Origin of the sequence: Paenibacillus sp. MER 99-2 (genome assembly GCF_023714095.1) — a bacterium.
In the GTDB taxonomy this organism is placed as follows: Bacteria; Bacillota; Bacilli; order Paenibacillales; family Paenibacillaceae; genus Paenibacillus.
Genome location: NZ_JAMAUZ010000001.1, coordinates 1,709,374 through 1,733,102 on the forward strand (window position 1 = coordinate 1,709,374; position 23,729 = coordinate 1,733,102).

Annotated in this window: 22 protein-coding genes; 16 read left to right on the forward strand and 6 right to left on the reverse strand. The window is 42.9% G+C overall.

Translation table 11 applies throughout. The annotated features are described in order from the left end of the window. Positions 1-69 precede the first annotated feature (69 nt). The 8 genes from M3636_RS07715 (at position 70) to M3636_RS07750 (ending at position 6,859) form a co-directional block, all read left to right on the forward strand. Positions 70-915 (forward strand): sensor histidine kinase, encoded by an 846-nt coding sequence (locus M3636_RS07715; RefSeq protein ID WP_251381930.1) that lies wholly within the window; start codon positions 70-72, stop codon positions 913-915. Beyond that, on the forward strand, positions 912-1,568 hold the full coding sequence (locus tag M3636_RS07720) for a response regulator (RefSeq protein ID WP_128102087.1): 657 nt from the start codon (positions 912-914) through the stop codon (positions 1,566-1,568). The genes M3636_RS07715 and M3636_RS07720 overlap by 4 nt, the downstream gene beginning before the upstream one ends. A 298-nt stretch (positions 1,569-1,866) precedes the next feature. Continuing rightward, the gene (locus M3636_RS07725) at positions 1,867-3,288 is read left to right on the forward strand and encodes a NosD domain-containing protein (RefSeq protein WP_251381932.1); all 1,422 of its coding nucleotides are present in this window, start codon (positions 1,867-1,869) and stop codon (positions 3,286-3,288) included. Then, a complete protein-coding gene (locus M3636_RS07730) occupies positions 3,285-3,857 on the forward strand; it encodes a nitrous oxide reductase accessory protein NosL (RefSeq protein WP_128102088.1) in 573 nt (190 codons plus the stop codon). Before M3636_RS07725 ends, M3636_RS07730 begins: the two co-directional genes overlap by 4 nt. 28 nt (positions 3,858-3,885) lie before the next feature. Continuing rightward, positions 3,886-4,707 carry an ABC transporter permease gene (locus M3636_RS07735; RefSeq protein WP_251381934.1) on the forward strand — a complete coding sequence of 274 codons (822 nt, stop codon included), beginning with the start codon at positions 3,886-3,888 and terminating at the stop codon, positions 4,705-4,707. After that, positions 4,700-5,416 (forward strand): heme ABC exporter ATP-binding protein CcmA, encoded by a 717-nt coding sequence (ccmA, locus tag M3636_RS07740; RefSeq protein ID WP_128102090.1) that lies wholly within the window; start codon positions 4,700-4,702, stop codon positions 5,414-5,416. The genes M3636_RS07735 and ccmA overlap by 8 nt, the downstream gene beginning before the upstream one ends. Before the next feature lie 12 nt (positions 5,417-5,428). Next, complete coding sequence (locus tag M3636_RS07745) at positions 5,429-5,971, forward strand: TlpA family protein disulfide reductase (protein WP_251381937.1); 543 nt, start codon at positions 5,429-5,431, stop codon at positions 5,969-5,971. A gap of 306 nt (positions 5,972-6,277) precedes the next feature. Further along, positions 6,278-6,859, forward strand: a complete 582-nt coding sequence (locus M3636_RS07750) for a hypothetical protein (protein WP_251381938.1) — start codon at positions 6,278-6,280, stop codon at positions 6,857-6,859. Here M3636_RS07750 and M3636_RS29490 read toward each other — a convergent pair. Then, positions 6,856-6,990 carry a hypothetical protein gene (locus tag M3636_RS29490; RefSeq protein ID WP_260866194.1) on the reverse strand — a complete coding sequence of 45 codons (135 nt, stop codon included), beginning with the start codon at positions 6,988-6,990 and terminating at the stop codon, positions 6,856-6,858. The two genes, M3636_RS07750 and M3636_RS29490, sit on opposite strands and share 4 nt — an antisense overlap. Before the next feature lie 344 nt (positions 6,991-7,334). Here M3636_RS29490 and M3636_RS07755 point away from each other — a divergent pair, with 344 nt between their 5' ends. The 4 genes from M3636_RS07755 to M3636_RS07770 all read left to right on the forward strand — a co-directional run bounded on the left by M3636_RS07755 (position 7,335) and on the right by M3636_RS07770 (position 11,063). Next, the gene (locus M3636_RS07755; protein ID WP_251381940.1) at positions 7,335-8,786 is read left to right on the forward strand and encodes an amino acid ABC transporter substrate-binding protein/permease; all 1,452 of its coding nucleotides are present in this window, start codon (positions 7,335-7,337) and stop codon (positions 8,784-8,786) included. Further along, complete coding sequence (locus M3636_RS07760) at positions 8,779-9,507, forward strand: amino acid ABC transporter ATP-binding protein (protein ID WP_128102094.1); 729 nt, start codon at positions 8,779-8,781, stop codon at positions 9,505-9,507. The genes M3636_RS07755 and M3636_RS07760 overlap by 8 nt, the downstream gene beginning before the upstream one ends. 160 nt (positions 9,508-9,667) lie before the next feature. Then, entirely contained in the window at positions 9,668-10,303 is a 636-nt protein-coding gene (locus M3636_RS07765) for a hypothetical protein (RefSeq protein ID WP_251381942.1), read from the forward strand. Between the two features lie 124 nt (positions 10,304-10,427). After that, the gene (locus M3636_RS07770) at positions 10,428-11,063 is read left to right on the forward strand and encodes a hypothetical protein (protein ID WP_251381944.1); all 636 of its coding nucleotides are present in this window, start codon (positions 10,428-10,430) and stop codon (positions 11,061-11,063) included. An 86-nt stretch (positions 11,064-11,149) separates the two neighbouring features. On the opposite strand, the gene M3636_RS07775 is transcribed toward M3636_RS07770, so the two are convergent. The 3 genes from M3636_RS07775 to M3636_RS07785 all read right to left on the reverse strand — a co-directional run bounded on the left by M3636_RS07775 (position 11,150) and on the right by M3636_RS07785 (position 14,257). Then, a complete protein-coding gene (locus M3636_RS07775; protein ID WP_128102097.1) occupies positions 11,150-11,980 on the reverse strand; it encodes a carbohydrate ABC transporter permease in 831 nt (276 codons plus the stop codon). A gap of 1 nt (position 11,981) precedes the next feature. Beyond that, complete coding sequence (locus M3636_RS07780; protein ID WP_128102098.1) at positions 11,982-12,854, reverse strand: carbohydrate ABC transporter permease; 873 nt, start codon at positions 12,852-12,854, stop codon at positions 11,982-11,984. Positions 12,855-12,946: 92 nt separating this feature from the next. Continuing rightward, a complete protein-coding gene (locus M3636_RS07785; protein WP_251381946.1) occupies positions 12,947-14,257 on the reverse strand; it encodes an ABC transporter substrate-binding protein in 1,311 nt (436 codons plus the stop codon). A gap of 200 nt (positions 14,258-14,457) precedes the next feature. Here M3636_RS07785 and M3636_RS07790 point away from each other — a divergent pair, with 200 nt between their 5' ends. From M3636_RS07790 to M3636_RS07805, 4 genes are all read left to right on the forward strand, one after another. Further along, the gene (locus M3636_RS07790; RefSeq protein ID WP_353056270.1) at positions 14,458-16,227 is read left to right on the forward strand and encodes a sensor histidine kinase; all 1,770 of its coding nucleotides are present in this window, start codon (positions 14,458-14,460) and stop codon (positions 16,225-16,227) included. 19 nt (positions 16,228-16,246) lie between these two features. Continuing rightward, entirely contained in the window at positions 16,247-17,767 is a 1,521-nt protein-coding gene (locus M3636_RS07795; RefSeq protein WP_251381948.1) for a response regulator, read from the forward strand. A gap of 141 nt (positions 17,768-17,908) precedes the next feature. After that, a complete protein-coding gene (locus tag M3636_RS07800) occupies positions 17,909-19,966 on the forward strand; it encodes a beta-galactosidase (protein WP_251381950.1) in 2,058 nt (685 codons plus the stop codon). A 221-nt stretch (positions 19,967-20,187) separates the two neighbouring features. Further along, on the forward strand, positions 20,188-21,582 hold the full coding sequence (locus M3636_RS07805; protein ID WP_251381952.1) for an ATP-binding protein: 1,395 nt from the start codon (positions 20,188-20,190) through the stop codon (positions 21,580-21,582). 580 nt (positions 21,583-22,162) lie between these two features. Here the strand turns inward: M3636_RS07805 and M3636_RS07810 are convergent. Both M3636_RS07810 and M3636_RS07815 read right to left on the reverse strand, forming a co-directional pair. Beyond that, a complete protein-coding gene (locus tag M3636_RS07810; protein ID WP_145411196.1) occupies positions 22,163-22,540 on the reverse strand; it encodes a hypothetical protein in 378 nt (125 codons plus the stop codon). Between the two features lie 403 nt (positions 22,541-22,943). Further along, complete coding sequence (locus M3636_RS07815) at positions 22,944-23,705, reverse strand: YqcI/YcgG family protein (RefSeq protein ID WP_128102104.1); 762 nt, start codon at positions 23,703-23,705, stop codon at positions 22,944-22,946. Positions 23,706-23,729: the final 24 nt, after the last annotated feature.

Consider the following 23,729-nt stretch of genomic DNA (forward strand, 5'->3'; position numbering starts at 1 on the left):
TGCTGTTAGAAGTATAGCTATGTAATCCAATGATTGGCTTCATCGATAAGGAACCCCAGGAGGGAAAGCATGTCGTATAAACAGATCAAGTGGATGATCTTGCTCATCCCAACCTTAACTGTCGGCATATGGGAGTATGTGCGTCACCAATTTCTTCTACCCTATATATCTATGGATCTGGGCAATTGGCTTACGCCTGTGATCGTGTATGTCGTAAGTATTACGCTAGTCACGAAGCTATTTCGTAACATGGAACGTATCCAAAAGGAACTGGAGAAGGAACGAGCAGCTAAGGCCGTACTGGAATCTCGGGAGAAATTAGCGAAGGAGCTGCACGATGGAATTGCACAATCACTCTTTTTACTTTCTGTTCAAGTAGAACGACTGGAATCACAGCGTAAACAAGAGAAGCAATTGGACGAAGTCTATGCGATTCGGAAAACCGTTCACGAGGTCAATCGATACGTTCGCCAGTCGATAGCTAATCTCAGATATGACGCTCAGAGTCATACAGCACAACCAACGCTGGACTCAATTGCTCTACATAACCAAATTGGCCGAATCATCGGCGACACACCAATTCCAATTGAGTTGGAGTGGCACATTGAGGATGATGTATTTACCGCAAAAGAGAAGATTGAGCTTCTCGCATGTCTGCGTGAAGCCGTTGTAAATATTCAGAAACATGCCAAGGCATCCCAAGGATGGATTAAAGGTGAGGACAAGAACGGATATCGCAAAATAACGATTAAAGATAACGGCAGAGGATTTACCGTCGATCCGTTTACGTTGAAAGACCGATATGGACTACATATCATGAAAGAGAGGCTGAAAGCGATGAATTGGAACTTGAGATTGGTTCGAGAACAGGAAAGCACTATTCTAGAATTTAGCCAAGATGGTGAACATGTATGAGTCATATTCGGGTGCTTGTTGTTGACGATCATGCCCATGCAAGAGAAGCGATATGTGATATTTTATCTATGGATTCGTCTCTTGAAGTGATAGGGGTTGTGACTGATGGTCAGCAGGCTATTGAATTTACAGAGCAATGGCTTCCTGATCTCATTCTGATGGACATTCAGATGCCGATTATGAACGGATTGGAAGCGACGAAGCGGATTAAGCTGATGTTCCCTTATGTGAAAATCGTGATGATTACCGTGTCCGATGACGTATTTCATTTGCTGGAAGCATTGAAATGTGGGGCACAAGGTTATTTGTTGAAGAACCTTGAACCTTCCATGTGGTTAGAATATCTCCATTCCATTGTTACGGAAGAGGCGACCTTGAGCCGTGAGGTAGCATATCAGATCTTAAAGGACGTATCCTTAACGGAGAAAAAAGAACCGGATGTCCCTTTGACTACCAGAGAAAAGGACATTTTATATGGAGTAGCTTCTGGCTGGACAAACAAAGAAATTGCGCTGAAATATACCATTTCAGAATATACGGTTAAAAATCATTTGAAGAATATTCTACAGAAGCTCCAGGTGCAGAACCGGGTACAACTCACTCGTTATGCGTTAGAGCAAGGGCTTATTACGGATACTTATTATTCGGAATAAGCTTTTTTCTTGCTCTCAAGAGGATTGGGAATTGGAGGGGATTCTAATCCAATGTAATGTATCTCACAATTTAGCCACAAACAATCAGGTGTTATAGCCATGTTGAGCTATATGGAAACATTAGGTTTTTATGTACACTATGAGCAGTATTGTTTTAAGGCTAGCAAGGATGGAGGAGAGGCTTTGAAGAGCAAATGTAAATCTCGACTACATTTCAAATGGAATGAACGCCACATCACTATCCATGATATCTCAGAGAATTCAGCAAGCTACTGGGAAATTCATGGGTAATGCTCGTATGCATATCCACCTGTCGAACAACTCCAACAACAAGATAAACCCAAGTATCAACCCTTGGAGCGTCCTCAGTCTATTTCTCCTTATAGGCATGTTAGCTCAGCTTCCATTCTTCTCAGGGAATGCGTCTGCCGCTTCCAAAGAACAGCGCTTCATACCGCTGCAGCCGATCATTAACGCGATGAATCCTGGAGAGGAGATTACACTTAAGCCAGGTATGTACCTAGGACCAGTGAATATAGACAAGAGCATTTCCATTCTGGGAGATGCTTCTGTGATGGTTGTGAGTACAGACTCAAGCTCAATTCAGTCTACGTCTACGGATTCTGCTGGATCCACGATTAACATTCGTGCGGACGGCGTGAAGTTGCAGGGATTTACCGTTTTACATCAGCATGGTACCCCTACTGCAGCCATTCAAGTTGAAGCCAATCATGCAGAGATCAAGGATATACATATTCAGACACAGGGCTTTGGCATTCTAGCTCGTAACGCTAATGAGGGTTTCTTCGGAAATAACGTCATCACCTGGACGGGTTCGGAGACGACTTCAAGTAGCCAGAAGGGCAATGGGATTGATCTATACAACTCTCATCGTAACCAGATTGAAGGCAATGAAATTAAAGGTATGCTCGATGGGATCTATATGGAGAATAGCCGCGAAGCTATTGTACAAGGCAATACGTTGCTACATACGAGATATGGTATCCACTGCATGTATGTGGACGGTTCTTATGTCTTGGACAATACAGGTGAGGATAACATCACCGGTGCCATGATTATGGGTGTGAAAAACACTACGGTAACGGGCAATTCATTTCGCAAGCAGAGTGAAAATGTACATTCACAAGGGATTCTTTTATACGACGTTCATCAATCTTCTATAGTTGACAATATCGTTGAAGGCAATCGAGTTGGAATGAACATTGCGGAGTCCACAGATAACGATATTCGTGGTAATGAGGTTCTACGGAATTTTATCGGGTTTCAGCTTGTACTTGCAGAAGGTAATCGGCTCAATCAGAACCAGTTCATCTCGAATGTGATAGATGCTTCGGCAGTAGATAGCAGTGACAACGAGATGTCATCTAATTACTGGGACTCGTTCCGGGGACTTGATCTCAACGGTGATGGGATTAGTGAAATGGCTTATGGAATTAATCCATTCTATGAGCAATTAATCAGCAGAAATTCAGCCTATCAGCTTTTCTTTCAATCGCCGGGAATGGTCTTTTTGAGTGAGTTGTTTACAGAAGGTAAAGAGAATTGGTCAACAGATCAATCACCTCTGATGGCTACGGCCATGGAACCGCAACTGCAACCGGACAAATCCAAGGATATTGTACCGGTATGGGTAATCGGAGTCATTTTATTAAGTTTTGCGGCTAGTATAATGATATATTCGGGGGGATTACGTAAATGAAGAAACGATGGACAATGGCACTAATGCTTATGATGGGGATGCTGTTATTAGCAGCTTGCGGAGCAAAAACATATGCGGCATTACCGATTAACGAAGACGTGGATATCTGCGCCATTTGCAAGATGCAGGTGAAGGATGATGCCTATGCAACACAGCTTACGACAAAGGATGGCAAGAACTATAAGTTTGACGACATCGGCTGCATGAACCAATGGAAAGAAGAAAATGGGACTGAGAACATCGGAATGGATTATGTTCGTGATTATAATGACAAGGAATGGATTGAATACAGTAAAGCGACCTATGTCTATGATGCTTCTCTGCGCACACCGATGGCGTATGGCATTCTTAATTTCAAGGACAAAGCATCCGCTGAAGCGTTTGTTGCCGAGCAAGGAATTGGAACGATCATGACTGCTGAGGAGCTCGCATCCCATGACTGGAAGCAAAACACGGAGATGATGGATATGATGGGGGAGCATGGGCATGACCACGGACATGGTGAAGAAGGAATGGACGAGAAAGGAATGCATGGGGAAGGCGAGAAGAAGGAAGAATCGGGTCACTAGTGATGATGAGTGATCAGGGTGATCCAATATGGTAGACATGTTACTGGTAGCCAAGCGAGAAGTGAAGATGGGATTTCGCAATCCCTGGGCGTATTCGTTCCTAATTCTTTTTTGTACATTTAGCTTAAGCTTACTGCTCATTGATTCGCAGAACTTTGTTCAAGGATACTCAGGCACAACAGGCTCGATGTTAAATCTCATTCTCTATCTTTTGCCACTAATGACACTGTTTCTCGGTTCCTTCTCACTGACTTCAGAAAAGGAAGAGGGAAGCTGGCAGCTGTTGTCTACCTATCCAATCGGCACGATGTCCTTTATTGTTGGGAAATATCTCGGCTTGACGGTGGTGCTAATTACGATTGTTGCATTTGGCTATGGCTTGATGGGAATCATCGGTGGGGTAATTAGTAGCTCGTTAAACGTGACAACATACCTATTATTTCTGGCATTCTCTTGCGGTCTGGTCCTATTATTTCTAACGGTTGCGCTGTTCATCGGCTCCATATCCAAAAATCGGTGGCAAGCGTTAACCATTTCCGTATCCGTTTGGTTCTTTGCTGTGATTGGGTGGCCTACACTTTTACTCGCGATCCTAGGCATTGTGCCTTATCTATGGGTCAAACCGTTACTTGTTGTACTCACCTTTATCAATCCCGCCGAACTGGTACGTTTATTTGTAGTCATTAAGCTTGGTGGAGGCTCGGTGCTCGGACCGGAATATTACCAATGGGTGACATGGGTACAGCAACCAAGTGGCAGTTGGATTTTCTTAATGATCTGTCTGCTGTGGATTACATGTTCTGTACTTGTTGTGTACGGGATCTGGGAAAGGGGACGTTCCCATGGATAAAAAAGTAGAGGCTAGCATCAACGAATTATGTAAAACGATGAAAAAACAATCGATTGTAGAGGGAATCTCCTTTCACATCTCTTCAGGTAACGTGCTCGCCTTATGTGGAGGCAATGGCGCTGGCAAGAGTACCGTTCTGCGTATGTTAGCAGGTATCCTTCGACCTACTTCAGGAGATATCGTTGTGAACCAGATCCGGCAATGGAGTGACCGCAAACGCTATTCGGAACAGATCGGGTACATGCCAGATGATTATCAGTTTAATCAGAGTTTGACGGCAGAAGAGATGCTGTTGTTCTGGGCTGCATTGCGAAGAGTACCCAAGGAGAGAGTTCAGGAAGTGCTGAAGATGGTAGGTTTGGAGGACAAAAAAAATAAACGTGTCTCAACCTTCTCTAAGGGAATGAGGCAACGTGTATTATTCGCTCAGGCATTGTTAGCCAAGCCACCACTGCTCATTATGGATGAACCAACGAATGGGTTAGATCCATTCTGGATGCATGAATTTGCACAGCTGATCAAAGGAATTAAACAGCAGGGTCATATGGTTGTATTCTCCACCCATCAGCTAGACATTGCAGATGACCTTGCTGATCATATTGTGTTTATGAACGATGGGCGCAACGTAGGAAGTGGTACAACACATCAGTTTCGAGCAGAGTTTGGTTCACTTCATGCTGCATTTCATCAAAGTCTAGGAATAAAGTGAAGGTGATCCCTGTTGCAAAATCATAAACGTCATATCAGGCGCACCATCACCATCTTGATTGGAACCGTTGCAGTGTTGGCAGGGGCATGGGCTGTCTTTCAGGGACTCTCACCGTCGCAGACACAACGATCAGGTTCAATTGAGGTAGGTGCCACCGCCCCGGACTTCACAGCACCTAATTCAGTGGGTGAACAGGTTTCACTGTCCGATTATCGAGGCAAAGTAGTTATGATTAACTTCTGGGCGTCATGGTGCACACCCTGTGTAAGGGAAATGCCTTTGCTGCACGAGACCGCAGAGAAGCATCAAGAAGATGTGGAGACACTATTCGTGAATGTTGGCGAGTCGAAGGGGACTATTCAAGAATTTATGAATGAACAGCAATTCAATTTTCCTGTAATCGTTGATGTGACTGGCAAAATATCAAGTATGTATCGTATCACTGGTCTACCAGCAACGATGGTTATAAATCGTGAAGGAATGTTTAGCCACATTTTACACGGTGAGCTCACGAATGATACACCACTTGTGCAGTGGCTGGAGGATGCAAAATAAACTTAAATAAATCAGGAATACTCAGAAAGAGCCTTGGAAACGAGGTTCTTTTTTGGTCATATTGTTTAATATGGAGAAAAGGATGGTAATAATCACCTGTATTAGCTGCGTTGTTCATATGCTACAATTCTCAGATATGCCAATTATTATCCATTATTAAGGTATATGAATACGAATAGAAACGGCAGATGAAGTATGAACAAAGCAATGATTAAAAGGTATTGGGTGTTTGTCGCCATACTAATAGTAGTGTTCTTTTATTACGAGCATCGATTAAACGTAGCCCAAAAAAACGAAGATGTCCTAATGGAGTTATACCAATCCAAGAATAATAGTGGTTACATCACTTTTCTCAAAGAAGGCCATTCTTTCAAGCCACTGGCACTTACACTTGAAGAACTTAGTCAGGTGACGAATGAGGTGCAGCCAGCCAAAGTTCAGAAGTTGCTTGATCAAGCGAAGGTACAGGGGAAAGATGCGACCCAGTATCTAACGACTCTTATTGAGTTCAGTGATGATTACATATCTACATCTAAACCTCGGTATATGTACGAGTACGATTACTCTGTCATGACATCAGAGAAACAGAAGGAGGTGTATCAGCTCGCCTACCGTAGTGATCTATATGGACTAATGTATGGAATCAGTTATCACTATTGGAAGGACAAACCGAAATTAATCCCTCAGGAAACCAAAACGGTACTTGCGTCGATTGCTAAAGAACTGCATGCATTGGATGAAACACTCTCATTTTACAAGACAAGTGCAGATCGTCAGTTACAATGGGGGGATGAGAGAAGTATGGAGCAGCTTAAATCCATCATTCTAAATGAAGTGAAGCTTCATTTCAATAAAATTGTGGAGATCAAAAGCGAAATGAATCTTTAACCTACGCTGAACCATTCCAATCGTACGCCTGTTACGATAAACAAAATAATCCATCCCCAGAGGATTAATAAACGAATTGCTCGTGGAATGACTAAATACTCCGAATACAATTTTGTGAAAAATTTTCGCATGGTTAAGCCCCTTTATAGGATCGAATTTAACAAAATTTTACCACGCGAGGGAATAATGTAAAAGGTTAACTTAACTGACTTCATAATGTATTTTGTTGCCCGTATACGAACCCTTCATATAGGTCAGATTAACTTTACTTGAACCATTTGGTCAGCGAAGGTGTAGGAGTGTAGTTGTTAACATACGACAAGCTTTTGAAAACAATAAATACTTAAAATTTTATTTTCTCAATATAAAATAATATGTATAATGGGCAATACGTCTGACAAAAAAAGTGTAACACTGACACCAACTCCAAAGAATAATCATGATGATTCGGAGGAGACCGAGAAGAGGAGGACATATGAAAACAACGAAGGTCTCATTTTTTGTAATTACCCTGGTTTTGCTCCTGGTGACGGGGTTATCTGGATGGGCAGGGGGAGCATCTGCAACAGAAGCGAATTCAGGCAAAACGTATGTCATCGGTACGGACATTACATTTGCTCCATTTGAGTTTGAGGATGCGAATGGTAATTTTGTAGGTATTGACATGGATCTAATGGACGCCATTGCCAAAGATCAGAATTTCAAGTATGAAATTAAAGCCCTCGGTTTCAACGCTGCCGTTCAAGCGCTTGAGGCGAATCAAGTCGATGGCGTAATTGCAGGGATGAGCATCACGGATGAGAGAAAGAAGGTATTCGATTTCTCGGAAGCTTATTATCCATCCGGTGTTGTTATGGGGATTAGTGCCAACAACGATACAGTGAAGAGCTATGAAGATCTCCGAGGACAAAAGGTTGCTGTCAAAACAGGAACGGCTGGGTACACATTTGCTGAATCCATTGCCTCCGAGTATGGCTTTACCATTGTGCCTTTTGAAGATTCCGCACAAATGTATCTTGACGTTATAACAGGCAATTCTATTGCGTGTTTTGAAGATCAACCCGTTCTAGCTTATGGCGTCAAACAAAACAATGGTTTGAAAATTGTAACTGAGAAAGAAGACGGAGACTCTTACGGATTTGCGGTAAGTAAGGGGAAGAATCAAGAGTTGCTTCAGAAGTTTGATGCAGGACTCGTAAACATTAAGGCAAGTGGTGAGTATGATCGAATTTTGGAAAAATATGTTGGTGAAAATGCCCCAACTGCTGCACAAAGTAGTCGGTGGGAGAACATTCAGAATTCACTTCCAGCTCTGTTTAAAGGGTTAGGAAATACATTATTGTACACGGTAGTATCGTTGTTCTTTGCCTTTATTATTGGTCTGATCTTTGGATTTATGAAGGTAGGACAGAATAAGATCCTTCGTGGAATTGCAACAGTTTTTGTTGATGTGTTCCGTGGTATTCCATTGATTGTACTTGCGTTCTTTATTTATTTCGGTATTCCACAAGCAATGGGCTTCACCATGCCACTGTTCTTGGCAGCGATTTTAACACTAAGTTTGAATGCCGGAGCTTACGTAACCGAAATTATTCGGGGCGGGATTCAATCCATTGATCCGGGACAGCTGGAAGCAGCTCGTTCATTAGGCTTACCTTATCGTAAGGCTATGATGAAGATTGTTATTCCACAAGCGATTCGAGTGATGATTCCTTCATTTATCAATCAGATGGTAATCACATTGAAAGATACGTCGATCTTGTCTGTTATCGGTCTTGTAGAGCTGACTCAATCAGGTAAGATTGTAATCGCCAGAACGTTTACCTCTTTCGACATTTGGTTAACGGTTGCGGTTATGTATCTGATTGTTATTATCACATTGACCAAAGTTGCTGACTATCTGGAGGTGAGGGTTCGCCGTGGGTAAAATTAAAGTTGAAGGATTGAAGAAAAGCTTCGGAACGAATCATGTTCTGAAAGGAATTGATATGTCCGTCAATGAGGGTGAAGTTGTCTGCGTCATTGGACCCTCTGGATCAGGCAAAAGTACGTTTTTGCGTTGCATTAACCAACTTGAAGAAATAACTGAGGGTCGAGTGATTGTGGATGATCAGGATCTGAATGATTCCAAAACAAACATTAATAAAGCGCGTGAAAATATCGGCATGGTGTTTCAGCACTTTAACTTGTTCCCTCACTTTAATGTACTGAAAAATATTACGTTTGCACCAAGAGAACTTGGTTTGTTAAATGAAGCGCAGGCACGCGAGACTGCTCTGAAGTTATTAGACCGTGTAGGGTTATCGGATAAAGCAAACAGCTTTCCAAGCCAGCTCTCAGGAGGTCAGAAGCAACGGGTGGCCATCGCTCGTGCACTTGCGATGACGCCAGACGTGATGTTGTTCGATGAACCAACCTCTGCGCTTGACCCTGAGATGGTTGGTGAGGTGCTTGGTGTAATGAAGGATCTCGCTCGTGAAGGTATGACGATGATGATTGTCACACATGAGATGGGATTCGCACGTGAGGTGGCCGATCGGGTGATCTTCATGGATGGTGGATACATCGTAGAAGAAGGAAGCCCTGAAGAAGTATTTGGGAATCCTAAGAATGAACGTACCATCAGCTTCTTGGAAAAAGTACTCTAATAGAGGTTGTTCAAAAAGTCCGCTTTTGATTATGTAAGATGCGCGAGCCGCATCTTTTTGAACACGCACTAATATGATAATGCTAAACCTTCAAGACATTGCTCTTGAAGGTTTTTTAATATGAAGATAACATAATGAAGAATGGGAGGCTCAGAATCAGATGAACTTATTTTATATCCAATCAACCATACGCGGAATGAGCTATGTAACTTCATTTCTAGAGGATAACTTTATTGGGTTGACATGGCCTGGCACAGGAGATTTGGGAGAAATGTCACCAGAAGAATGGAAAGAGCAATTGAGGGAACATTACAGGTTGGAAGAGACGGAGCTTGCACATGTAATCAAGGATTTTCATACATTTGTACATACCATGCAAGATGGAGACTACATCGTTATGAAGGATGATGAGTGGGTGTATGTAGGAGATCTGGGCGATTATTATTACGATGATTCTTTAGGGACAGAAGAAGACCTCATATGCCATCGAAGAGGTGTTACCTGGCTAGGACGTATTCCCTTGGAGGATTTAAACGACAAAGTACAAGCCTTCATTCATCAGGCTGCTATGTTGGCTCAATTTGAACATCCGGTATCACAAGCACAGTTGGACCGTCATCTTGCAGACATAAATGAAGCACCGGAAGGAGTGCAGGCGTCGAATTCCCCGTCTTACAAGGTGGATAAAGCAACGATTGAAGCGGCTCTGCATGTGTTAAGACAAGCTTTAGACAGTGAGGATATTAACATACGTGTTCGCGCCGCGGAGGCAATCTTACAATATGCCAGGTCGTAATGATTAAACTTGTACCGGATGAATGACTATGGTCGTTTGGCGTGGTTAAGTGTAACTATACTGTGGTTCATTGCGTTTATACTTGTAGTTATGAATCCCTAACGTACAAGGAGAACCGCATTTCATGAAGAAACTTTCTCGTGGTATTTTATCTATCTGTGTAAGTGGAGTCGTACTTCTGTCAGCATGTGGGCATACAGATGACCCTGATCGTACGACAATCCGTGAAGCAACCGATGAATCGAGTCCCAATACTAATCAGGCACCATCTACTCAGGAGGAGCAGACGAATTCAATCTCGGCATCCACTGATGCCATCTCTGATTCGGAGCAATTGATTGATCCAGCGCACAAGCAAATTAAAGAGATTACCGCGGATGACTTTAAGCAAGGTGTATACATCGATTTTGACCAGTATAAACAAAGCTTCTTCGACGATGAGATCATATCCAAATTTAAGGGGAATATCGAAGCCGTAGTGGAGAATAATCCAGAGAAGTTTAAGGAGAACCTGAATAAGGACTCCGCAGCAACCAATAAGTATCATTTCTACTACACAAGCGAGAGCGAAGAAGGGCAAGAATTTATGTTTTACGATTTAGATATAATTGAGAAAATAAACATCAATCAGCGCGAACAGATTCGGGTAGGTGTGCGATTTGCCCAGAAAAACCAAGATGGACGTATCGACAACACAGGAATCACTTACTTTTTTACGAAGAACCAAGATGGTGAATGGGGTATTGAGAATATAGACTAATAGAGACCATGAAATGATTCATGGTCTCACAATGGCGTTTTCATGATAGAAGGAACAAATGGTCTTGATGCTTGATGACGTTCAACTCAACCTTTGACTGCACCAGCCGTCAATCCGCTGACAATATACTTCTGACCAAATAGATACAATATAAATACAGGTAGTGAAGTAAGCACAAGGTTGGCAAAAATTAAATTCCAATCCCGGCTGTACTTGCCGTAAAAGTTATAAATGGATAGCGGCATCGTCCACGTTGAACTGTCTGTCAGGAAGTATACAGGAATGGTGATATCATTCCACACCGACATAAATACCATAATGGCAACCGTTGCATTAACAGGTAAGATCAACGGCGTGACAATGCGGAAGAACACACCGAACACACTTGCGCCTTCCAGAAATGCTACCTCGTCCAGCGCTCTTGGAATCGTTTTGATGAAGCCACTGTACAAGAAGACACTAAAGGCTGTATTGAGCGCAGCATAGATCAGAATAACGCTTGTGATACTGCCATAGAAGCCTAAGCCCTGCACCACGCGAATCGTTGTGATGATCGACATTGGAGCAATCAGCCCCATGAAGAAATACATATAGATCGTGCCTGATAATTTCGTTTCCCGACGAGCTAGAATGAACGCTGCTGCTGAAGAGGCAACGATGTTGATGATAGACGATATACCTGTAATCCAGATGCTGTTGAGAAATGCCCGGGATAGACCACCTTCTTGGAAAACCCGAACATAGTTCGAGAACTGCCATGTGTCAGGCAACCGTAGAGAGAAGCTGAGCACCTCTGCACTGGTTTTGAATGATCCAAGAATCAGGATGACAAGCGGCAACAATACGATCAGGGAGGCCAGAATGAGGAACCCTTCCACGATATAATTGCGGATAGCAAGTTTGCGTGTATAGCCCATCTTATTCCGTAACCTCCTTACGCCGCATGAAAATCAATAGCGGTATAGCGATAATGGTGACAACTACGAACAGTAGCGTGTTCACTGCGGTACCCAGACCCCAGTTACCTTCACCGAAGGAACGTAGAATGATCGTACCTACAACCTGTGATGCATTACCTGGTCCGCCGCCTGTCATGACGTATACCTCGGAGAACACTTTCAGTCCACCAATCAACGTTAGCATCAGGTTAATGTTAATCGCTGGTAGCAGAAGTGGCAGTGTAATTTTGAAAAAACTTCTCCATGAGCTTGCACCATCGATCTTGGCAGCCTCGTAATATTCCTGCGAAATAGACTGTAGACCAGCCAGATAGATGGCCATCTGGAATCCGGCGCTCTGCCAGATTGAGACGATGGCAATCGTCCAGATCACAATGGAGGGGTTGGTTAGCCAGGCTTGGCTTAATGAGTGTAGCCCGACAGCTTCCAGCATCTGATTAATTGTACCTTCGGTGCGAAGCATAGGTGTAAACAGTATGCTGATTACAAGTATGCTAAGTATGGAAGGGGAGTAGAAGATGGCGCGCAGCAGGTTTTTGGTTCGCAATCGCATATTAAGTCCCACAGCGAGCAGTAATCCGATAACGTTTTTGCCGACTACTGTAACGAGGGCAAATATCGCCGTATTTTGCAGAGCTAATATAAGCGTTTTGTCCGAGAAAATTTTCTTGAAGTTATCCCACCCGATGAAGGTTAGCTCCAGTCGATCCAGTCGCCAGTCCGTGAAGGAATAATAGAATCCCGCAATGGCAGGCACCACGAAAAAGACAGAGTAGATGATCAGTGCGGGAAATATCATGTAGTACGAATATAGGTTTTTGGTTCTTTTCATATCTCACGCTCCGTTATAGCAGGCAGTATAACTTATAATCGATTTCATTCGACCAAGTCATACTGCCCTGTATTTCAACAATGATGTTTTCCTTAGAATCCAGCTACACCTTTATCCTGCATCAATTGGCTGAATTTCTCATCCCAGGATTTCAATACTTCTTCCGGCGTTAAACCACCTGCGAATTGATCCTGTAACAAACGGTACAGTTCGCTGCGATCCACTAACATGAATGCATCTGTCGTCAGGACTGTTTTCTTCGGCGTAATATAGTTGTCTACGATATCTTGTTTGTATGCCGGCAGCTCCGGCGTTGTCACATCATTGAAGTTCGATACATAGCCTTTGGAATCTACAATCCGTTGGGCTACATCCTTAGAAGCGATAAAGTCGAGGAACTGTTTGGCCTCTTCCAGATGCTTGGATTTCTTCGGAATAAACAACTGTCCACCGAGTGGACTTGCCCCCAGACTTGCCTCCTCAGTCGACGGAATAGGGAATACACCCAGCTCCATACTTGGATCCTGCTCGGCAACACCTTCAATCAACCAATCACCCATAAACATCATGGCCACTTCTTTGTTCAGGAATTTACCCACGGCCATATCATAGCTGTCACTGAGCACATCGGTGTTGGTGTACCCTTTGGTGTACACTTCGTACTGCTGTTCCAAGAATGTCTTGAATTCTGGAACGTCAGACCACTTCTTCTTGTTACTATTCAGGTCATCAAAAAATGTCGGTTCATTCTTCGCTACAAAATCCGCAAACGCGGCAGCAGGCCAGATGTTCGCTGCCCATGCATCTTTGTAAGGCATGAATACTGGCGTTATGCCGCTAGCTTTGATCTTCTCGCAGACCGCCAAAAACTGCTCATAGTTGGTTGGGATCGTTAAACCGAGTTCTTCAAAAATCTGTTTGTTATAAACGACGCCTTGCATCCCCGTATCTTGGCTGACATGGAAACTGTAAATGTGACCACCAGCCGAAAGTACGTCCTTATTCACAATACGACTCGCCCAAGGTTCGTCATCCAGAATCTCAAAGTTACGTTCAAGGTTGAGATCCGTAACTGCACTGGCAAGATTGTACTGGATGATATCAGGCGTTTCGTCTACCGCAAGCTTCGTCTGAAGTACAGTAGTTGTCTGCTCGGCAGGAATTAACTGCAGATTGACCTTTACATTAGTCTGCTTCTCGAACTCATCGAGGATATCTTGCTGAATAAAAGCTGAATCCTGAGAACTCTTAGAAATGGCTAATTCCAATGTGACCTTGGATTTATTGTCCCCGCCTGTCGAACTGCCAGTGCTGGAATCACCTGCACCACAAGCTGTTAATGAGATGGTTAGTAGACTAGCGAGCACCACCGTAGCAACCTTTTTTTGTTTAAGTATCTTCAATGTGAATCCCCCTCTATAACATGTGATTGAATCCGTTTACATTCCCGATTATAAATTTTTCCTCATCCAAGGTACATGTCTGTGCTTGAAGGTTGATGTGTAATATCCTGAACTTGAAATCGCTATCATTTCATATAATCCCATGATACAGTTATGGATGACTAATAGAATAGACATCTTGATGCGAAAGGAGACTCCCTATGAAAATGACGAAACTCATACATAGATCCACGCAATTCAGTTTACAAACCAAGGTTTTTTTGACCTTTTTGGCATTACTTTTGTTTGTTTTATGTTGTTTTCTCGTGTACGTCAATGTCGTCGTTATTCGTCCGCTCAAACAAAAAACAGTGCAGGATACACTAGTGACTACAACAAAAGTGAGAGAACAAGTAGATCTATACTTGGATCAACAGAACCAGCTCTCCCAGCGGCTTTTGTCGAGCAAAGACATCTTTACCACGATGGACAAGAGTTCTTCTGCACATAGTGATTACGAGCGGTTAAAACAAATTCGCAAGCTGAAGGACATTATTTTCCAAGCGATTGGACCAAGCATGAATATTAAGGATATGTCCATTTATGACAAGCAAGGTATACTTCTTACTTCGTATTTAGGAGCAGGTCAACCACCCGTTTCTATTCACACATTGTTGGGAGATAGTAAGGTTGGGCGAGAATGGGCAGGAAACGGTTTTATTCTGCTCCGGCAAGGAGATATCATATCTTTTGTTCGGACGGTGAATGATCAGAATGGTAAAGTGTACGGTTATCTATCCATCCAGATGGATCAAATGGTAATTCAGAACCTGACCGAAGGAATTACAGCCGGCGAAGTTTATATTTTGAACCAACAGGGAGAGCAGATGACAGGTACTGATCTTGGCATAAAAGCGAAGCAATGGACGATACCTCCATTGGAGGAAGGTCTGGAAGTCGATGAACATAACAATTACGTTACCTACTCCACATCTTCTAGTACCGGATGGGTTACGTATATCGTTACGCCTAGCAAGTCGGTGTTAGGCTCGATCCAGAAGGTTCAGACGATTTCCATTTTGTTGATTACAGCACTCATGCTCATTTCTTTCGTCTATATTTACTTATCTACTCGTAATCTGTTGCTTCCGATCCGTAAACTTCGCAGTCAGATTTGGCGTATTAATTACAGTAATCTCAACCTGAAGGTCGATGATCGGCCGAAAAACAATGATCTCTTATTGCTGAACGAAGCATTCCAGGATCTAATGGAACGACTGCAACAATCTATCGATCGGGAGAAAACGGCGTTGCATGAAGAGGTAAAAGCAAGAAATTCAGCACTACAGGCTCAGATAGCGCCTCACTTTATCCATAATGTTCTTTATTTGATCAGCATTGCTGCTCAAGAGGGCAAAACCAAAGTGGTGTCGGATATGTGCAAGCATCTCTCGGAGAGCCTACGTTATATCGTTTCTTCTCCTTACGCGCATGTGACTTTATCTGAAGAGCTTGAGCATACGAGACATTATCTATCACTTGTGCAGCAAAAATATGAAGACGATCTGGAATGGGATATCCATGCAGATCCATTAGCGAAGGAAGTTCGTTTACCACGCCTGGTGATTCAGCCTTTTGTAGAGAATTGCATTGAACATGCATTTTGCAATACATCTCCGCCGTGGCATATCCAGATTACCGTGAAGCAATATAACGGATTATGGGCGCTTGAGATTAGAGACAATGGAGAGGGCTTTTCTGCTGAGAAGATTCAAGAGATTCTAGCGAATATTCAGCATTCCCGCTCAGGGGCAAACATGATGAACAATCAAGAGACGGCACTGGGCAATATGGGGATTGTCAACAGCGTTAATCGGCTCAAACTGATGTATAGCAACCGGCTATTTTTTAATATATTCAATAATCAAGGCCATGGAGCAAAAGGAGCAACGATTCAAATCATCGGCTCGTTAACCGAGGATTTTTATTAAATGGGGAGGGCAGATAACCATGTATAATGTCATGATTGTCGAGGATAGTAAACCGATATTGCGTAATATCAGATCACATTTGGATACATTGAATTTGCCGCTTCGAGTAACGGCTACGGCAACTAACGGAGAGGAGGCACTGGCAATCATTCGGCAGGAACCAATTCATCTGTTGTTAACGGATATCAGAATGCCTAAGATGGATGGCTTAACGTTAATTGAACAAGCCAAGCTTACGAACCCCTATCTCAAGGTAGTGCTGATCAGCGGTTATAGTGATTTTGAATATACACGCAAAGCATTGAACCTGCAGGTGTTTGACTATTTATTGAAACCTGTGGAGCGAGAGGCTTTGGAGGAAGTGATGGGAAGGATTGTGGAGCAGCTTGATCGAGTTATATCCAGAAGCTTGCAAGAATTGCAGGAGATCGTTGACCCTGAATGTTATGCTGAACTTACGTTTGGTGAGGAATTCCCGCTATACTCACATATGATGATTATTCTACGGAAGCAGCCTTTCAGTCAGGGGAAGGATCGCTGGAGTTTGGAGACGTTGAAGCAAAGTCTAGCAGAGTTTTTCCATGCTCAGCCATGTCGCGTATTGCTAACGCAGACCCCACATCAATATATTATTATGGCAAACAGAGGAGCGTTGGATTGGTATTCTTCCATGCACGAATGTCTCGAATCATTGCGGCGGCATCTGCTCGAAGCGGGGATGAATGGAATGATTGGAGGTCAGTTGATGTCCGCTGATTCGGATCAGTTATCTGAGCTCTATTACCGGATCACTTCAGTTCTAACGACCCAGCAGCGATTAAAGCATGGACTGGTGCTGGATACGGGAAATCCTGTCTCGATAGCAAGATCAGAAACAAATGGTCTGGATTCTTCGTTGGAATCTACTTTTGTGCACATGATACAAGGTTGTCGGAAGGAAGCATTTGCGCTCAAGCTGACCGAGCTGATGAATCGATGGACTGAAGAGAATGCACATTGGACGGAGGTTGAGCGTTTTGTAGGACTTGTGGTCGATACCTTCGCACATCTCTATGAGGAACGAGGTTCAGGCATGCGATTAGCATTGGAGCTTAGAGCCAAACAATTATATGAGTTGAAGACTTATGCGGACTTTGGACATGAGCTACTTGAATGGACAGCCCAATGCTTCGACATGCTGCAATCGCAAGGTCGGAAGAGTGGGGAGCTGCTATTTGAGCAGATTGATGAATATGTCAAAACAAATCGTTATGTCTCGTTATCGATCAGCGATCTTTCAATGAAATTTCACGTCAGTCCCTCATATATCAGCAGGGTAATCAAACAGGTCACACAACGTACTTTCGTTCAGTATTATACCGAACTTCGAATTCAAGAAGCTTGCAGATTGATGGCCAGCCAACCCGACATGAAATTCAAGGAATTATCGGAGCTGTTATCGTTCAGTGATCAGCATTATTTCTCGAAAGTATTTAAGGAATATACAGGCGTCAGCCCTACGGATTACAAGGAACGCTTGCTAACCACGCAACCCGAATAACTATAGGTTAATGAATACACAGGAGTATTTCGTGAGCAAATGCCTTGAAATCTGGATAGAATACCTTAATATTAAATAAGGTGTGGTAATGAATATAGTTTGATAACAAATAAAGCAACCTGGTTAAGGGAGACTGGAATTATGCGAAATGCATTGGATCTAAAACGTTTTTATATGGGAGCTTGTTACTATCCTGAGCATTGGGACGAATCATTATGGGCAGATGATTTAAAAAGAATGAAGGAAATGGACTTTGATCTGATCCGCATCGGAGAGTTTGCATGGTCCATTTTTGAACCACAGGAAGGGCAATTCAATTTCGAATTCTTCGACCGCTTCCTTGAGCAAGCGATTACATGGGACATGAAGGTGATTATGGGAACACCAACAGCCACGCCACCAGCATGGCTTACACATAAGTATCCTGAAGTGTTGAACGTCTCAATGGAAGGCATTACATACCATCACGGCCAGCGTAGACACTACAATTATAGTAGTCCAATATATATGGAGCTCTGCGCGCGCATTACAAGAGAGATGGCTCAACATTACAAGGATCATCCTGCGATTATCGGATGGCAGATCGATAATGAACTGAATTGTGAGACAAACGTATTTTATGCCGAAGCGGATCACCTTGCATTTCGGCGCTGGTTGCAACAAAAATATGGTACGTTGGATAGCCTGAATCAAGCGTGGGGCACTGTCTTTTGGAATCAGACGTATGATCAATGGGAGCAAGTGCACCTCACTCGTCCAACGGTATCCGATTCACCTAATCCACATCAGGCATTGGACGAGAAACGCTTTATTTCGGATAACACGATTTCATTCGCGAAGCTCCAAGGTGACATTCTAAGAGCAGAAGCACCTAATCAATGGGTTACTACTAATGGCATATTCGGACATCTTGATAACCACAGCATGTCAGATGAGATTCTGGACTTCATGTCTTATGATTCCTATCCGCAATTTAGCACTATTTATCCGGATTCGGGAGAACAGCCGTTGCTTGATCGGAAATGGAGCTTGTCCTTGAGCAATGTCAGAGATATATCGCCGAATTTTGCTGTGTTGGAGCAGCAGTCGGGACCTGGCGGTTGGGTGAATCGAATGCAGATGCCATCCCCACATCCGGGGCAAATGCGTTTGTGGACGTATCAGAGCATTGCTCATGGTGCTGATATGATACTGTACTTCCGCTGGAGAACAGCTACCGTGGGTACCGAAATCTACTGGCATGGAATTAATGACTATCATAATCAGCCGAATCGTCGGGTTGCAGAAGCGGCGACTGTGGGTAAGGAATTGCAGAAGGTGGGAGAACGTATTGTTGGCAAACGTTATGTTGCGCAAGTAGCCATGTTGCGTGATTACGATAACGAATGGGATGGCGAGCTGGATCAATGGCACGGCTCACTAAACAGACCAAGTGAGCTAAGCTGGTTTAAAGCGCTTCAATATGCACATATCCCAACAGACGTAGTGACCATTCGTCCTGGGGGTGAAACGAAACAACTGCAGGATCTTGCGAAATACCAAGTATTAATTTATCCTCATCCTGCCATTTTACGAGAAGATACAGCCGAGATGCTTCAGAAATATGTAGAGAATGGTGGGTCAGTTGTATTCGGCTGCCGGACAGGGTACAAAAATGAGTCTGGTCACTGCCGTATGCAGCCGCTGCCAGGTCCAGTTGCAGAACTCAGTGGCATTCAGGTTGAGGATTTTACAATGGTTAATGGCACAGCTAGTCCAGTAAGCGTGCAACTGAGCCAACATACGAACCTGTTTAATGCTCCAAGCTTCAATGATATTCTGCGGGTACATGCAGATACGGTTGAAGTGCTCGGCACATATGCATCCAGTTATTATAAAGGTAAACCGGCATTAACGGTTAATCGTGTTGGTGAAGGCAAGGTTTATTATTGGGGAGCAGCCTTTGATCTGTCCGTAGCAGCTGAGTTGTTAAGCCAGCTTCAGATTACATCTCCACTTAAGGACTGGTGCGAGGTGCCTGAAACGGTTGAGGTCGCTATTCGTGCTGATGATCATGAAGAACTCGTATTCTTACTGAACTACAGTAGTGAAGCAGCCGAGATTAAACTTCATGTACCTACAGAAGAGTTGCTTCAAGGCAGCCAGCTTCAGGGGACAGTTACAATGGAACCTTATGGGGTATGGGTACTGAAGAAATAGAACGTGAGCAGAAGATAGTACGATGAGCATTAGTTGTTCATTGCACTATCTTTTTTTGTTTTCACACGTTGGCTTATAGGTAGGAAAATTGTTCATCAAGTCAAGCGGGCTAACGGGTTTAGATAAAATGATTTCACTTAGATTACATATAATGGAGTGACGCGTGTCGTTTTATCCTCTATAGTAGTATATAGTACAGACAAGCGTTAAGGAGTCCTTATATGAGCAAACAAGCCATTCCTTTGAATTCGTTGACTGAGGTCACGAACGGAGGACATATTATTTATTTTTTCGAGGATTTCAATAGTTATGTTGATAATGCTGTATCTTATATCGTAACGGGGATCGATCAAGGTCATCATATATTACTTATTGAGGAAGCTGTCACATACGATAAGATTTTGCAAAAGCTTAAAGACAGTATATCTCATGATCAGCTTCAATATCTTCATTATGCTAACAATACAGAATACTATGGAGAACATGGTAACTTTGAGTTCCAACATATTCTTGCACATTTTGAAGATATCATGGGCTTCATTCAGGAACAAAACAAGCCTATACGCACTTGGGCGAATGTGATGACATGGGGAGATCACCCGGAAAAGCAGATTCTAGAAAATCTAGTCACTTATGAACGGCAAACCACCTGTGTTGTTCGGGATAATGGAATGTTGTCGGTTTGCGCCTATAATACGGAGATGATCTCTTCCTCATTACAGCTTAAATTAATGAGAGAGCATGAATACATGATGACAGATATGGAGTTTATAAAATCCCCTCTGTATCACTATCGTGCTTCGGACGACGTGATTTTCCCGTCGTTATCGGTTCAAAGTCAATTGTTGTATGAACAAAAGCATCTAAAGATCGAAAAAGAAGCGGTGGAAATGGCTAGCCAAGTTAAAAGTGATTTCATAACAACGATGAATCATGAGATTAGAACACCGATGAATGGTTTGCTGGGCATCTCTGAGTTATTAGCAGCTACTGAACTGAATGCTGAACAGAGAGAGTATGTCACCACAATACAAAGTAGCGGAAAGTCTCTGCTTCGTATTGTTAATGATATCTTAGATTTTAATAAGCTGGAATCAAGCTACGATCAATTGTTAAGTGAGCCTTTCAATCCTCGTGAATCCGTCAAGGAAATGTTGGATATCCTTCATACCGCAATCTCGGAAAAAAATCTTCAAGTGAATATATCCATAGATTCTCGTATTCCACAGATTGTTGTTGGAGATGATGGTCGATTCAGACAGGTATTGCTGAATTTATTAGGAAATGCCGTGAAATTCACTCCTGTAGGAAGCATAGGCATTAATGTTGTACTTCTAAATGCCGATGGCAGCAAGCTTAAAATGCAAGTCAGCATACAGGATACGGGGACGGGAATACCCCAGGACAAGCGAAGCCAGCTGTTTCTACCATTTTACCGAGTGGATAACAGCATTACCCGACAAACAGAAGGAACAGGTCTTGGGTTAGCAATCTGTAAACGGATCATAGAGCTGATGAATGGGGACATACGCCTTGAAGACGAGCATAAGGATACCCCAGGCACTACGATCACGTTCACTGCGGAGTTTAATAAATATCTAGAGGTTGATCTTTGAACTGGTATCATCGAACTTTGAAATAACTAGTTACTACGGAAAGTAGGATGCCAAGTGTTAACGTTGAAGAAGGTTGAGCTTCAGGGACATGATGTATTTGAACTCATGCAGGGACATCTTCAAGACTCACACTGGTTAGATAGTTCCATTTATTTAACAGAAGAAGTAATTAATAAGACTGAGTTTGTAAAGATATGTAAGCATTGTTTAGTGAATTTTAACTATTACGGTCCGACTGAAGTCAACCAAGTCGAATGGAAACAGATGAAGCAAATGGCCGATTCATCTGAATCCGAAAGTACTAAACAATTGTTAGCGGAAATTGATTTTTGGGCAATCGAATGCTTCGAAAATCATTCGTGCTTCACAATCTGTGGTATATAACTTGCGGAAATACATTAAAGCGAAATTTCATACTAGTTTAATAGAGAAAAGGCAGTCGTTCTTAAGGAACGTACTGCCTTTTTCGCTTGTTGTGATGTTAATTACGACTAGTTAATCTGCTAGTTCAAGATGAGCGAGTGGATATTTTCGCAATTATAAGCAGATTGGATAAATCTATTAGAAAGGGGTTCTGATATCAAATCAGACGGTAGCCCGGTGGCAAGTTGCCTGTACGTCTAATTCTACGGATCTGAGCCAGTGTCAGCCGCTCATTCGATGCGATTAGCGACTCAACATCCCCTCTGCGCAGGAAATCATCCAATTCTCGAATGCTACGGTTACCCCGCAGTACAACGAAATTATCTCTGAAGCGAGACCGATCGAACAAAACCAGAGTAGCGAACGGGTTGGTAGAGAAGAATCGCAGGCTCTCGATCCCTGTCAGGACTGAGTCAATATCGCTTATGCCGAGGTTGCCACGGTAGACTCTTCTTAATCCTCTGAAATTCTCTTCACTATACACGGTTAAGCGGGGGTAGATAATTTGGGAGATTGAAGCATTTTTGTTATCCATATAATATACCTCCTTAACATAGTAAACATTCATCCTGGAAGCAGGAGATGCTATGAGACATCCTATGAAAAAGAGAGGACAAATGTGTGGACGAATCTATCGGATCAAAATGCTGATGCGAAATAGTACGCGATTATAAAATGAACTTGAATAGTGTTCTGTAGCTTGACAATCACAAATTTTTTTATAAGAACAAAGACTGAAAGATTTAAATTAACATCATAAATATTATGTAAACTAAATATAAATTTTATTTTTTACTTAGTTCAAGAAGAAATAATAAAAGTACCCAACAGAATGGGTCTGATGGGTAGTATTGTGGTTATTTACTTATTATCTTTAATGGGGAAGGCACATCAGTTATTGTTCATCAGCTTTAAGGGGTAAAATCGACCATTATGAGCTATTTTGTCCAACGGTGCATGGCCTGCTTCATTCGCATAAATGGACACTTGGAAGGTGTTTGTTCATCATCGGATAGGAAATATTGTTTCCATTCCAGGTTACCTTCCTGACCGTACCATTTCAGAGAAGGGTGCGCTGGGACAGCGTCGTAGTCCGTCAGACGTTTACGGATAAGAGTTTTCATTTTACGACCGAGAGGCGTGCTGTCATTAATGGATTCGAACACCCAACGCGGCTGAAAAGCCAACATGAAATATGGGAAATGCCGACTCGCTCTGAGCTTATGAGCAGGTGTCGCACAAAAGCAAAAATAGGGCTCCCCGTCAAAGCAAAATTCCCAAGTCGAATCATTCGGTTCTGTTGATATGTGTTCGGGCCAGGGAGATTCATCTTGTGCAGTAATCCGACTGAGTAATTCCCAGAAAAGAGACTGGTACTGTTCGACTGAGGTATGTTCAAGTAACTCCTTTGGTGTGTCACAGATAATGACTAAGGAAGCATATTGCCCTGTATCTCTGGAGATTGTTCCGTACTGACCTAACAGATGGGCTATGTCTTCGACCGCTTCTTGGGAACGTGGATCATGTGCAAAACCAAACCTTAAATGTCCGGACAGAAAGCCAACTCTTCCCGGTACACAGGGGTACGTGTTTCCATCGTCTGCGATCATATTTGAAAACTTCAAATAAGCATCCTGCTGCCAATTCGGTAATTGCTCAAACCCATGCTTTATTTGATCGGCACTGAACAGTTCCGTCATCTACTCCCAACTCCATTCCACGTG

Coding starts and splice junctions, on each gene's coding strand:
- M3636_RS07725 (WP_251381932.1), top strand. CDS start 1,867: ATGCATATCCACCTGTCGAACAACTCCAACAACAAGATAAACCCAAGT.
- M3636_RS07810 (WP_145411196.1), bottom strand. CDS start 22,540: ATGGATAACAAAAATGCTTCAATCTCCCAAATTATCTACCCCCGCTTA.
- M3636_RS07800 (WP_251381950.1), top strand. CDS start 17,909: ATGCGAAATGCATTGGATCTAAAACGTTTTTATATGGGAGCTTGTTAC.
- M3636_RS07720 (WP_128102087.1), top strand. CDS start 912: ATGAGTCATATTCGGGTGCTTGTTGTTGACGATCATGCCCATGCAAGA.
- M3636_RS07805 (WP_251381952.1), top strand. CDS start 20,188: ATGAGCAAACAAGCCATTCCTTTGAATTCGTTGACTGAGGTCACGAAC.
- M3636_RS07765 (WP_251381942.1), top strand. CDS start 9,668: ATGAACTTATTTTATATCCAATCAACCATACGCGGAATGAGCTATGTA.
- M3636_RS07755 (WP_251381940.1), top strand. CDS start 7,335: ATGAAAACAACGAAGGTCTCATTTTTTGTAATTACCCTGGTTTTGCTC.
- M3636_RS07715 (WP_251381930.1), top strand. CDS start 70: ATGTCGTATAAACAGATCAAGTGGATGATCTTGCTCATCCCAACCTTA.
- M3636_RS07795 (WP_251381948.1), top strand. CDS start 16,247: ATGTATAATGTCATGATTGTCGAGGATAGTAAACCGATATTGCGTAAT.
- M3636_RS07815 (WP_128102104.1), bottom strand. CDS start 23,705: ATGACGGAACTGTTCAGTGCCGATCAAATAAAGCATGGGTTTGAGCAA.
- M3636_RS07770 (WP_251381944.1), top strand. CDS start 10,428: ATGAAGAAACTTTCTCGTGGTATTTTATCTATCTGTGTAAGTGGAGTC.
- M3636_RS07775 (WP_128102097.1), bottom strand. CDS start 11,980: ATGGGCTATACACGCAAACTTGCTATCCGCAATTATATCGTGGAAGGG.
- M3636_RS07730 (WP_128102088.1), top strand. CDS start 3,285: ATGAAGAAACGATGGACAATGGCACTAATGCTTATGATGGGGATGCTG.
- M3636_RS07750 (WP_251381938.1), top strand. CDS start 6,278: ATGGAGTTATACCAATCCAAGAATAATAGTGGTTACATCACTTTTCTC.
- M3636_RS07780 (WP_128102098.1), bottom strand. CDS start 12,854: ATGAAAAGAACCAAAAACCTATATTCGTACTACATGATATTTCCCGCA.
- M3636_RS29490 (WP_260866194.1), bottom strand. CDS start 6,990: ATGCGAAAATTTTTCACAAAATTGTATTCGGAGTATTTAGTCATTCCA.
- ccmA (WP_128102090.1), top strand. CDS start 4,700: ATGGATAAAAAAGTAGAGGCTAGCATCAACGAATTATGTAAAACGATG.
- M3636_RS07790 (WP_353056270.1), top strand. CDS start 14,458: ATGAAAATGACGAAACTCATACATAGATCCACGCAATTCAGTTTACAA.
- M3636_RS07735 (WP_251381934.1), top strand. CDS start 3,886: ATGGTAGACATGTTACTGGTAGCCAAGCGAGAAGTGAAGATGGGATTT.